13 protein-coding genes are annotated in these 11692 nt (G+C 43.3%); 8 read left to right on the forward strand and 5 right to left on the reverse strand.

The window, feature by feature from the left end; all coding sequences use genetic code 11:
- Positions 1-869 (forward strand): EamA family transporter (locus QZX97_RS14325; RefSeq protein WP_295664739.1); only part of this gene is annotated, 869 nt, incomplete at its 5' end.
- A 42-nt stretch (positions 870-911) separates the two neighbouring features.
- Here the strand turns inward: QZX97_RS14325 and QZX97_RS14330 are convergent.
- Both QZX97_RS14330 and QZX97_RS14335 read right to left on the reverse strand, forming a co-directional pair.
- Positions 912-1139: a hypothetical protein gene (locus QZX97_RS14330; protein WP_295654995.1), complete on the reverse strand. Its 228-nt coding sequence runs from the start codon at positions 1137-1139 to the stop codon at positions 912-914.
- 56 nt (positions 1140-1195) lie between these two features.
- Entirely contained in the window at positions 1196-1762 is a 567-nt protein-coding gene (locus tag QZX97_RS14335) for a sigma-70 family RNA polymerase sigma factor (protein ID WP_295654996.1), read from the reverse strand.
- Positions 1763-1901: 139 nt separating this feature from the next.
- On the opposite strand from QZX97_RS14335, the gene QZX97_RS14340 reads away from it, so the two are divergent.
- Complete coding sequence (locus tag QZX97_RS14340) at positions 1902-4349, forward strand: gliding motility-associated C-terminal domain-containing protein (RefSeq protein ID WP_295654997.1); 2448 nt, start codon at positions 1902-1904, stop codon at positions 4347-4349.
- Between the two features lie 65 nt (positions 4350-4414).
- Entirely contained in the window at positions 4415-5602 is a 1188-nt protein-coding gene (locus tag QZX97_RS14345) for an NADH-quinone oxidoreductase subunit D (protein WP_295654999.1), read from the forward strand.
- Between the two features lie 112 nt (positions 5603-5714).
- Here the strand turns inward: QZX97_RS14345 and QZX97_RS14350 are convergent, their stop codons facing one another.
- Positions 5715-6854: a serine protease gene (locus QZX97_RS14350; RefSeq protein ID WP_295664740.1), complete on the reverse strand. Its 1140-nt coding sequence runs from the start codon at positions 6852-6854 to the stop codon at positions 5715-5717.
- Complete coding sequence (locus QZX97_RS14355; protein ID WP_295655001.1) at positions 6812-7381, reverse strand: sigma-70 family RNA polymerase sigma factor; 570 nt, start codon at positions 7379-7381, stop codon at positions 6812-6814. Before QZX97_RS14355 ends, QZX97_RS14350 begins: the two co-directional genes overlap by 43 nt.
- Positions 7382-7966: 585 nt before the next feature.
- Here QZX97_RS14355 and QZX97_RS14360 point away from each other — a divergent pair.
- The 5 genes from QZX97_RS14360 to QZX97_RS14380 all read left to right on the forward strand — a co-directional run bounded on the left by QZX97_RS14360 (position 7967) and on the right by QZX97_RS14380 (position 10745).
- Entirely contained in the window at positions 7967-8185 is a 219-nt protein-coding gene (locus QZX97_RS14360; protein WP_295655003.1) for a hypothetical protein, read from the forward strand.
- 102 nt (positions 8186-8287) lie between these two features.
- A complete protein-coding gene (locus QZX97_RS14365) occupies positions 8288-8470 on the forward strand; it encodes a hypothetical protein (protein WP_295655005.1) in 183 nt (60 codons plus the stop codon).
- A gap of 118 nt (positions 8471-8588) precedes the next feature.
- Positions 8589-8798 (forward strand): hypothetical protein, encoded by a 210-nt coding sequence (locus tag QZX97_RS14370; RefSeq protein ID WP_295655007.1) that lies wholly within the window; start codon positions 8589-8591, stop codon positions 8796-8798.
- A 158-nt stretch (positions 8799-8956) separates the two neighbouring features.
- Positions 8957-10249, forward strand: coding sequence for a zinc dependent phospholipase C family protein (locus tag QZX97_RS14375; RefSeq protein ID WP_295655009.1), 1293 nt, complete (start codon positions 8957-8959; stop codon positions 10247-10249).
- A gap of 163 nt (positions 10250-10412) precedes the next feature.
- Positions 10413-10745, forward strand: a complete 333-nt coding sequence (locus tag QZX97_RS14380; RefSeq protein ID WP_295655011.1) for a hypothetical protein — start codon at positions 10413-10415, stop codon at positions 10743-10745.
- A gap of 389 nt (positions 10746-11134) precedes the next feature.
- Here the strand turns inward: QZX97_RS14380 and QZX97_RS14385 are convergent, their stop codons facing one another.
- Positions 11135-11494 (reverse strand): OmpA family protein, encoded by a 360-nt coding sequence (locus QZX97_RS14385; protein ID WP_295664741.1) that lies wholly within the window; start codon positions 11492-11494, stop codon positions 11135-11137.
- Positions 11495-11692 lie beyond the last annotated feature (198 nt).

Below are 11692 nucleotides of genomic sequence, written 5' to 3' on the forward strand. Positions count from 1 at the left end.
CTATCCGGGTAGCCTTGCAAGGTGGCTTCCCTCCTATGCTTTTGGGGGCTTTCCGCTTTTTGCTGGCCGGCGTTTTGCTATTGGTCTGGTGTGCCCTTAGGGGCGAAAAGTTGTTCATCCTCAAAAATGTGCTTAATGCCTCGGTTAGCGGTGTGCTGTTGCTGTTTATAGGCATAGGCGTGGTAATGTGGGTAGAGCAAACATTGCCCAGTGCAATGGCGGCCATCCTGGTATCTGCCGCGCCCATTTGGTTTGTATTGCTCGATTACCCCAAATGGGCCGAAAACCTCCATAACAAATGGACCATCACCGGCCTTATCATCGGTTTTTTTGGTGTGATATTGCTTTTCGCCGAACAGGTAATCAAAGTTTTTGCCGATAAAGGCATCAGCACAAACCTCATAGGTATGGCCATGCTCATCATCGGCTCCATGTGTTGGACGGCCGGCTCCATCTATTCAAAATACCGCGCCACATCGGGTTCGGGCCCGGTTAACGCGGCATGGCAAATGCTGTCGGCAGGTATCCTCTTTATACCTGCAAGCTTTATCAGCGGCGAGGTTCAACACGTAAGCTTATCATCCATTACAACAAGTGCCTGGATGGGCATGAGCTACCTCGTTGTTTTTGGGTCCGTAGCCGCGTTTAGCGCGTATGTTTGGTTGCTAAAAGTTCGCCCCATAACCCAGGTAAGCACCTATGCCTATGTAAACCCTGTAGTCGCTGTTTTATTGGGGATATTCTTCGCGCACGAACATATCACTTTTTGGCAAATTGTAGGTTTAGGGGTTATTTTGGGCAGCGTTCTGCTCATCAATATGGCAAAATACCATTCAGCCAAAAGCATAAAGCTAAAAGCGCAAAGCTAAAAGCTGAAAATGCTTTATGCTTTTAGCATTGTGCTCAACAGCTTATTTACTCAACTCCTCCTCAATTCTTAACTGTAATTCCCTCTTAAATTCATCGCTCAATTTATATTCCCCGTTCTCCGAATCGCGGAACAATTGCTGCACCATGCGGTTGATCATGGCACTTTGCTTACCGTACAAACGACAAAACGAGCAACCGGCCAAATGTATCCGCAAATCAATCAGCTCGCGGAAAGTTAAGGGCTGGTAAACCTTCTTTTCGAGCAGCAAGGTGGCTTGCTTACAGTTTCGTTGTATTTTTTTTTAAAACACCCATAGCTCAAATTTTAGGTCCAGTTTTTTTGAAGGCATGCACGTAAATTAAGCTGCGCGCGATGGATGATCACCCAAAAGTTTTGCGCCGAAACTTTCAGTTCGCTACAAATCCTTTCCGATGTCTCATCGTCTATATGCTTCATCGTAAACACTGAAAACCAAAGCGCCGGCAACTTCTCCATACAGCGTTTCAACACCTGGTTAAACTCCTTGTTCTCCAAACCTTGCTCTATCTCGCCCATTCTTAACGGTTTGTGCTGTTGCGACCAATGCCCGTCCTCGTCAAAAAAATCCTGCTGCTGCCGCTCCGACTCAACAATATCCGACGATACGATAACCGACGATTTCTTGCGGTAAACATCAATAATCTTGTTTTTTAATATCGCGGTCAACCAGGTACGCTCGCTGCTTTTACCTTCAAAATTGTTCACCTTTTGCAGCGCCGCCAAAAAAGTATCCTGCACCAGGTCGCGGGCCTGTTCTTCGTCGGCTATCCGCTTTATCGCGAAAGCATACAAATAGTCGGCATGTGTTTTAACCCATTCATGCGGGTTTATAGTGGCTGAGCTGATCGACATAACAATTTTATATAGTCTTTAGTCGTTGTTTGTAACAATTCCTTACAGCTAATATCTTGTATTTTATTTCAAATTGCGCACGCTAAATGACCAAAATCCTTACTAAAAGCCTTATTTTTATCCCTCCATTATAAACCCGATGACGAGGCTCAAAATACTGTTCGTTTTACTATCGCTTTGTCCGGTCTTTTTTGCCCACGCACAGGTGATACAAACTATTTGGGCAAATGATATAGGCAGCCTCACCGGCTGCACCGTAACAAAAATGGTTACTGATGCTCAGGACAATGTTTATGTAACGGGGGTCTTCCAACAAAATGTCGATTTTGCATTGTCTGTCTTGCCTGCAAAGCAACTTACCTCAAATGGCAGCCTTGATATTTTTGTGGCTAAGTATAATAGCGCTGGTGTTTTGCAATGGTACAAAAACATTGGTGGTGCCGGCCCGGATACCGCTGTTTCCATATGTCTCGATGATAATCAGGATATTTACATCACCGGCAACTACCAGTCGGCTACAATCGATGTGCAGCCCGGAACGGGCGTCATACTTACCAACAAGGGCTATAATGATGTCTTTTTGATTAAACTGTCCAATAACGGAAATATGCTTTGGGCAAAGGCAATAAGCGGACCAAGCCAGGAATATGTAGGAGGTGTAAAAGCCGACCATAATGGCAATGTTTTTATAGGTGGCTCATTTTCTTCGCCAACAGATTTTGGCGACGGGAAACTGGTATCCCCCACCTCCCCTGTCGATGGTTTTATTGCTAAATACAGCGGTTCCGGAACATTTACTTGGTTATATCATTTCGGGGGCACAGGAGCTTTAAACGATGTTTACTCACTCACTACCGATATCAGCAACAATATCCTGGTAACAGGCCGTTCCGACGATATTGGCGTCTCCGCTGATTTTGTGGCCAAATACAATACCAATGGCGCCTTGATTTGGATAGATCGCATTGCACGCAACGATATCGGCCCGAATGCAATAACATCAGATCTGCTTGGGAATATTTTCCTGGCAGGGTGTTTTGCCGGTAAGGCAACCTTTAACACCGGCACAACGGCCGGCACTTTAACTGCTATTGGCAATACCGATGGCTTTGTAACAAAATACGACACCAATGGTATTTTTTTGTGGGCCAAAAACTTTGGCGATACGAACGGCAGCACCGAACCATTAGACATCACCACCGACAGCAAAAGCAATGCCTACATATGCGGCTGGTTCAATAGTAATATTCCTGATTTTAACGCTACCGGCAACCTTGTTTTAACGCCTTTTTCAGGCAACAATATATTTGCAGCAAAATATACCGGGGCAGGTGTCTGCGCGTGGGCAACCAATGCCGGTGCTGTTAATTTCACGCTCACTTCGGCAGATGCCGCAAACAGTTTGGGCATAACCTCTACAGGCGACTTGTTGCTCGCAGGGCTATTTAACCAGCGACCTAACTTTAACCCTAACCCAAACTGCATATCAAGTGTTCCGTTTTACTCGGCTACAGTAAACGGGTATATTGCCCGTTACGGTATTACGCCCGTGCCGGTTATTACGGGCTTTACATTAAGCCAGCAAAAAAACCATGCCGTTATCGATACAATAAACCGTACCATTAACATCCAGGTAGTTACCGGTACCGATGTCTCCAAGCTTTCGCCCACAGTTACCGTAAACAATAGCGGTGTGTTGACCCCGGCATCAGGCACGGTTCAAAATTTCACAACGCCATTTACCTATCAGGTTAGTGTCGGTTGCTATACCTATAATTATTTGGCCACGGTAACCATAGCACCGCCTATCACTGCTGCCAACGCCGGCAGCGATCAAAGCGCCTGCAACACATCAACTTTCACCTTACAAGCCAACGCACCAAAAAATACCGAAACGGGTACCTGGTCAGTAGTTTCGCCGCCAGGCTACTCCCCTTTCGATCTAACCAATATCAACAACCCCAACGCTCAAATAAAAAACTTGCCTGCTGATACAAAAGTAATACTCAGTTGGACGATAACATTAAACGGCAACCAACAAACATCTGCCGATAGCGTAATTCTTTGGAACTACAGCGCCCCGGTAATCGGCGGAAACAAGAATTTCATCATTAACAATACAGGTGGAAGTGTAACCATCAATCCTACGATAACCGGCGGCGGCACACTCAGCTATATGTGGCGTCCGGGCAAAAACCTCAACGATTCTACCATCGCCAATCCAATCGCCTCACCTTCTCAAAACACAGCATATACGCTTACTGTAACTAATTCAAAAGGCTGTTCATCTTCGGCTATCTTTAACGTTTTGGTCATAAATGCTTTGAATGTCCCGAGCGTTTTTACCCCAAACAACGATGGCATAAACGATGTCTGGGCCATCAAAAACATCGAAGGCTACCCCAATTGCGAGGTAAGCGTGTACAACCGCAACGGACAGCTACTTTTTTATTCGAAAGGCTATCCATTCCCTTGGGATGGTACCTACAAAGGCAAAAAACTGCCCGAAGGCGCTTACTATTATGTGCTTAAAGCCAACGACAGCAAAAACGAAACCCTGTCCGGAACGGTAACCCTGATGTATTAATTTACTTTATCCTTATAGCTCCAATAAACATTCCTGTTATATTTGCGCTCATCGCAAACAGAAATATGAACTACGCCGAAGGCCTTGACCGTTACCATCAAAAAATAGCAAGCGTAGCTGCCGATGAGATGGTATTAAACATGGGCCCGCAACACCCGTCCACTCACGGCGTATTGCGCCTGGAACTGATAACCGATGGCGAAATAGTCCGCGAGGTCATCCCCCACATGGGTTACCTGCACCGCTGTTTCGAAAAACATGCCGAATCGCTCACCTACCAGCAAACCATACCTTTTACCGACCGGATGGACTATCTGGCCTCCATGAACAACAGCCATGCCTGGGTGATGGGGGTTGAGCGTATGATGGGTATCGATCACGACATCCCCAAACGGGTAGAATACATCCGTGTATTGGTTTGCGAAATGAACCGCATCGCCTCGCACCTCATCGCCATAGGTACTTATGGCATCGATATTGGCGCCTTTACGCCTTTTTTATGGTGCTTTCGCGATAGGGAACACATCATGGGTATGTTGGAATGGGCCTCCGGTTCGCGCATGTTGTACAATTATATATGGGTTGGTGGCTTATTTTACGATTTGCCGGTTGGTTTCGAAGAGCGTTGCATCGAGTTCATTGCCTATTTCAAACCAAAAATGACCGAGCTGAATGAGCTGCTCACCGATAACCAGGTATTCATCAACCGCACCGCCAATGTGGGCGTATTGCCCCTCGATGTAGCCATCAACTTCGGTTGCAGCGGCCCTATGCTGCGTGGTTCGGGTTTAAAATACGATTTGCGCCGCATAGATGGCTACTCGGTTTACCCCGAACTGGAATTTGACGTACCCATTGGCACAGGCTTAATGGGCGCTGTTGGCGACTGCTGGGACCGCTACAAAGTCCGGGTAGACGAAATTGAGCAATCGCTCCTTATCATGGAGCAATGTCTGGCACGGCTCACCAACGAACTGAAACGCAGCCCTGAGTTTGACCCCCGCGCCAAAATGCCGCGAAAACTCACCCCAAAAGCTCAGGATTTTTACATTCGTGCCGAAAATCCCAAAGGTGAACTCGGTTTTTATTTCATAGCCGATGGCAAAAGCGAAATACCTTTCCGCGTAAAATCCCGCGGACCAAGTTTTTGCAATTTGTCCGCCTTACAGGAAATTGCCAAAGGCGTCATGATTGCCGATCTGGTTGCCATAGCCGGCTCGATAGATTTTGTATTGGGAGAAGTTGACAGATAGGTTTGAGCCAAGTATAGAATAAAGGGTCGACACTAAAAACAAATAGGGCGTCTATGCTTATCACATAAATGCCCCATCTCTTTATTATTAACTTTTACTTCTTGATTCTGCCTTACCTGCCGTAAACCTTCACCATAAACACAAAGCTCTGCGCTTTATCTATCTGCTGCTGGCTACTCAAATTAGCCATTTTGCTTTTTGAGCTTAAACTCAAATTGGTTAGCAATGAATCTGTTTGAATGGCTTTCACCAGGTATTTTGTTTTAATGGCATAGGCTGCCCCATCAACCCGGTCCTGCCTGCTGCTAACAATTCCTATAATATTACCATGGCTGTCAACTACCGGCCCTCCGCTATTGCCAAAGTTCACATCCATTGCCAGTTGATACTTGATGGTATCGCCTTTATCACCATTTTCCGAACTTAAATAACCTTTGCTCAGAACCTGGTCATCTTTTGGATATCCCAGCGTAAACACATCTTCGCCTAAACCCGACTTGCCACGTTTAAAGCCAAAAGGTACTGTACCTAACGATTTAAATGTGGCATCTGTTATTTTCAAAACAGCAAGGTCAGCCTCCGGATAAGTAGAAATAACTTTGGCATGGTACGCATTGCCATCGGCATCCTGAACAAAAACTGAATCCGCCTTCTGTACAACATGGAAGTTGGTTACTATATAACCATCCGATGAAATCGCTGTTCCTGTACCTATACCGGCGTAATTTCCAGGCGCAGTTCTTTTAGCATTCAAGTCCCTAATTGATTTTGTGAGTATATCGTTGGTCTTTTTCACTTGCCTAACTTCATTAACCAGGTTTACCACGTCCTTTTTATTGCTCAAATAACCGGTTAAAAACAAGGTTCCCAACACCGCGAAAATAGTAATAGAAGCCGCCACCGATATTTTCGAATGGTGGTTCCTCCACAAGCGCACAATAGCCGAAGGGTGATGAACAAACTCGTCTTTCAAGGCCTGCACATCAATTTCGTTATGTATATCGTTCAGCAGGTTTTCAAACTGCAAACGCTCTCCGTATTGCTTAATACGGTCGGTAAACTGCTGGTGCTCAACTACGCGGGCATCAACGGCAGCATTGTCATGCCTCAGCATTTCAAATCGGGTGCGCTCGTCGGCAGTCATTTCGCCGTTTAGGTACCTTTCAATTACTGCCAATAATTCAATATCGCTCATTTCTGTACTCCTTTTCATTTTTGCTGAAAAAACAATTTCTTCAGCCTTTGCAGGCATTTATATTTTTGTGTTTTGGCATTATCCGCGTTGGTATAGCCAAACTTCTCGCATATCTCCTGCATCGATAGGCTATGCATATAATAATCTTCAATAATGGTTTTACAAGGCTCGCCCAATTCTGCCAACGCCAATCCCATCTTATCAAATTGCAGGTCGCGCTCCTCGTGGTTCACCAGGTCTTCTTCAACCGGCATAAACTCCTGGAAATCGTGTACATCCCCGCCGTATTTGCTCAACTGGTGTAAACGTTTTAACCAAAGCCTGCGGCAAACCGAGTAAATATAGGTTTGCAGTTTGCTGCTCAGTTCAAAATCGCCCGACCGGACCTTATTATAAAGAACAATAATAGCCTCCTGGTAAACATCCTTGGCATCATCGTCGTTGCCGCTGTTGCTCAGTACTAACTTCAACACCATCGGGAAGTAGGCTACGTAAATACGCTTCAGCATACTTTCCGAATTGTTGAGTATGCCTAAAATAGCCTCGTTATCTGTTGTTGCCGAACCGGTTAGATGCTTATTCACTGTTTAATACGTTTATTTTGAAATGGTAACCCAACAGCTTTATAAATAATTTTCTAAAAGGTAACCTAAGGGGCAAAAGTAAGTCGAAAAACAGTAATAACGAAAAAGTATTCATATCGGCTTTAACACCGTTTCAAATCATTTTTTGGCAATTTTTTTAACAAAAAATTTACTAAATTTAATCATAAATAAAATTTATTATTTTATTTTTCTAAAAACTGGGTTACCTAATTAAAAAAACTGTATTAAGAGGAAATACTCACCAATTAAAACCCTCTAAAATGAAAACGCATTCAAATTAGGCTTCTTAGCCCTGGTTGTATCACTATCATTTGCCGCTTGTACCGGTAAAAAATCTTCAACTGGTAACGATACTACCGTTGTAGGAAACACCACCACTGTTACCGACACGACCAAAAACGACACATCTGTTAAAGCTGAGCCCGTTAAAAAAGACACCGTAATTACAACCGAAACAAAAAAGACCGTTATCAAAAAAATGTAATTTATATGATGGGTGTGGTCTAAACGAACGGCAGGCTATACCAAACACAATTTTTTATCATTAATTAAAACTCAAACAATATGAAAAATTCAATCAAATTAGGCTTGTCAGCCTTGGTTATTTCGGCAACAATCGCTGCCTGCAATGGTAATGGTTCATCAAAATCAGCCGATTCATCATCTACTTCGGTTAAAGTTGACTCATCTGCAACCAAAACGGTCGATACTTCCGGTAAAATGGATACGATAACTAAAAAAACCACAACAACTTCAAAGACTACCGATACAAAAAAGATGTAGAAAAAAATCGACCTGATTGATAGTTTTTTTTTTAAATAACAAGGTTACCTTTTTAAAAACTCTGTATTAACTTTTAATTATATAAATATTTAAAATTAAAAAATGAAAAATTCAATCAAATTAGGCGCTTTAGCTTTGGTAGTAGCTGTATCTTTTGCAGCTTGTGGTGGTAACAAATCAACTTCAACTACAGATTCTTTAACTGTAAAAACTGATACGACTGTTAAAGTTGACACTTCTAAAAAAGCTGATACAACTAAAAAAGATACTACTAAGAAAATGTAATTTTCTCCTTGTTAGTTTTTTTAAGGGTAACCCGAACTTTTTTTTAAAAAGATTGGGTTACCTTTTTTTGTTTACAGTATTAAGGCTAAACTATTTAATCACATTTAAAAAACTAACAATGAAAAATTCAATCAAATTAGGTGCTTTGGCACTTGCTGTTGCTGTATCGTTTGCAGCTTGTTCTGGTAAAAAATCAACTGCTGCTGCTGATTCGTTAGCTAAAGATTCGTTAATGAAAGATTCAATTGCAAAAGCAGCAAAAGACACTTCTAAAAAAGCTGATACAGGCAAAATGAAAATGGCTGACACTTCTAAGAAAAAAATGTAATCCATTTTTCCAAAGAAACAAAAACCGTTGTATAAGCAATTATGCAGCGGTTTTTTGTTTTTGACACCTTTTAAAGTCTGTACCAAATTATTTTATAAACCTTTTCGGTTTATCGGGGTTATGTGTTAAGCCATTGTAAAGCTTTGACATGATTTGAAATGAAGACCCCTACCCTGATTTTATTTATTGTAATCGGCTTGTTAAGCCCTATCTCATCAAAAGCTTTTTCGGTGCTTACCCACGAAGCACTGATTGATGCCAGTTGGGACAAGGTAATAGCCCCTTTACTAAAAGAAAAATTCCCTTCAACAACGCCCGATCAGTTAAAACAGGCGCACAGCTATGCCTATGGTGGTTGTTTGATAGCCGATATGGGCTATTTCCCCTTTGGTAACGTGTACTATACCAACCTGGCCCATTACGTGCGCAGCGGCGATTTTGTTGATGCCTTGATTGCCGAATCGCAAAACGTAAACGAGTACGCCTTTGCCCTTGGCGCTCTGAGCCATTATATGGCCGATAAATACGGGCACTCCATGGCTACCAACCTGGTTGTACCTATGCTGTACCCAAAAATAAAGAAGAAATTTGGCGATGTGGTGACTTACGAAGACGACCACATATCGCATAGCCGCACCGAACTATCGTTCGATGTACTGCAGGTGGCACAGGGCAACTATGCCACCCAAACCTATCACGATTTTATAGGGTTCAATGTGGCAAAACCCGTGCTCGAAAGAGCCTTTCTAAAAACCTACGGCGAAGACATCAACAATGTATTCCCCGATATCGACCTCACCATCTCCACCTTCAGGTGGTCGGTTAAAACTTTATTACCCGGTCTCACCCGAACTGCCTGGGCTCTCAAAAAAAATGAAATCAGGAAAAATGACTCGACAGCTACAGCGCGAAAATTCCGCTACAAAATCAAAAAAAGAAAATACGAGCAGGAGTTTGGTGCCAAACGCGAAAAGCTGAGTTTTAAAGCCGAGGCGTTTGCTTTATTTATCAAAATAATGCCGAAAATAGGCCCTTTTAAAGTGTTCAAATACCAAGACCCCGGCCCCGAAGGCGAAAAGCTATTTATCAAAGCTTTTGACACCATACTGGTGCACTATGCCACAGTAATGAACAACCTGCACAACAACAACGCAAATTTGGCCGATATTGATTACGATACCGGCAAACAAACCACCATGGGCGAATACGAACTGGCCGACCAAACCTACAGCGACCTGGTTTTGAAGCTGCAAGACAACAAATACATCTATTTAACCCCGCCTTTAAAGCAAAACATTCTGACGTTCTTTAACAATCCGCATAGTTCGGCTTTCGAAAAAAAGTACCCCGACAAATGGACCAAAACTATCCAGGCCGTCGACGAGATAAAAATTGCTATGCCTGTTGCTATGGATAACCTGAAAGTAGCCGCACCGGCGCAAGCCAATTAACCTGTAATTAATCGTTTGATAATAGTAAGGGTGTTACCAATTATAATCCATACCTTTACAAAGCGCCCATAATCCCCTTCCCTTAGGCATTGCCATTATCTGATACGGTGATATTTAAGCTTTGGCTTTATCTTTAAAAACCGCATTTAACTTTAAAAACATCATGACAAAAGAAACCGTTGAATATCAAGCCAAGGTATATGTATACGATTTGGACAACTGTGCCAAAGAAAACGGATTTAAGCCCGACGAAAGCTGGGAACTGAGCCTGGCCACAATGGAAGAAAAGAAAGCCATCGAAAAGAAATACTTCCCCACCATTGCTACCAAGGTACTTCCCGAAATATTAGGCGAGCTGTTTGGCCTGGTAAAAGCCAAGTTGATACACGCCAAGTCGGAAATGGAAAAGAAATTCGATTCCAATACCCTGTTCAACAAAACCAACGAACACCAATACCTTATCGCCTTTAATCCAAAACGCGAACGCAGGCACTAATCACCTGCCGCCAACATATTGTCACTCTTATAAAAACACTTGCTAAAACCAACCGAAAAGGTAGGAAAAAGCAGGTGTTTTCCTCTTGGCCCGTAGCTATAAGCGAAGGAGCATCAATCACACCTCACCCCATCTATCCAAACACGTAATTGCGAGGAGGTACGACGAGGCAACCTCTGCGCGATAGGTAGTCCGCCGTGCCAATGACTTAATGACCCAATAATCAATGACCAAAAGGGGGGAAAAAGTAAGAACTTTTTTTGCGCTTTGCGCCCTGCTCCACTCGCTTTGCTAAACCATACAATATACGCAAAATAACCCACCCCTGAAAATCCGTCACAAAAAAAGGGCGGGATCGCTCCCGCCCTTACTGTTTATTTAACCCCTGTTTACTTCACCGGGATAATATCGATAATTACCGTCCTGTTATAAAAGCGTTCTTCAGGTAATGTATTGTCAAATGGCGCATGGCTGGCATCTTCACCAAAACCGCTGCTATCAAATTTCACGTTGTTCTTTCCTTCTTTAGCAAAGGCGTTTTCCATTACTTTTTGGGTTTGCATTGCCCTGTCTTCGCTCAGCTTTTGGTTATAAGCCGGCTCACCAATAATATCGGTGTGGCCGTGTATAATTACTGTCGAACCATCGGGTATCGATGGTGCAACCACATCCCTTAAAAACTTATCGTACGATGCGATCGATCTTGATTCATCAAAACCAAACACAATACTGTAACGATAACCTTTCACAACCACATTATTGTTGCGTATCAGGTGTACCGTACTTTGTTTGGTAACAGTGGCGCCGCTTTTGGTGATGCCTGTTAGCGTTGTACGTCGTCAAACTAAAGTGAACCAAGGCTTGTGTAGTGTTTCGGGTTTAAAGTAAAGCTAAGTTTTCCATTTTGGGGGTGCAAGTGATCTGTGATTTTATTTTTTCATAGGCAA

Source organism: uncultured Mucilaginibacter sp., from assembly GCF_903893715.1.
In the GTDB taxonomy this organism is placed as follows: Bacteria; Bacteroidota; Bacteroidia; order Sphingobacteriales; family Sphingobacteriaceae; genus Mucilaginibacter.

Bases quoted from the DNA above. Each gene is read 5' to 3' on its own strand.
- QZX97_RS14345 (WP_295654999.1), top strand. From the start codon at position 4,415: ATGAACTACGCCGAAGGCCTTGACCGTTACCATCAAAAAATAGCAAGC.
- QZX97_RS14335 (WP_295654996.1), bottom strand. From the start codon at position 1,762: ATGTCGATCAGCTCAGCCACTATAAACCCGCATGAATGGGTTAAAACA.
- QZX97_RS14370 (WP_295655007.1), top strand. From the start codon at position 8,589: ATGAAAAATTCAATCAAATTAGGTGCTTTGGCACTTGCTGTTGCTGTA.
- QZX97_RS14360 (WP_295655003.1), top strand. From the start codon at position 7,967: ATGAAAAATTCAATCAAATTAGGCTTGTCAGCCTTGGTTATTTCGGCA.
- QZX97_RS14365 (WP_295655005.1), top strand. From the start codon at position 8,288: ATGAAAAATTCAATCAAATTAGGCGCTTTAGCTTTGGTAGTAGCTGTA.
- QZX97_RS14340 (WP_295654997.1), top strand. From the start codon at position 1,902: ATGACGAGGCTCAAAATACTGTTCGTTTTACTATCGCTTTGTCCGGTC.
- QZX97_RS14350 (WP_295664740.1), bottom strand. From the start codon at position 6,854: ATGCCTGCAAAGGCTGAAGAAATTGTTTTTTCAGCAAAAATGAAAAGG.
- QZX97_RS14380 (WP_295655011.1), top strand. From the start codon at position 10,413: ATGACAAAAGAAACCGTTGAATATCAAGCCAAGGTATATGTATACGAT.
- QZX97_RS14375 (WP_295655009.1), top strand. From the start codon at position 8,957: ATGAAGACCCCTACCCTGATTTTATTTATTGTAATCGGCTTGTTAAGC.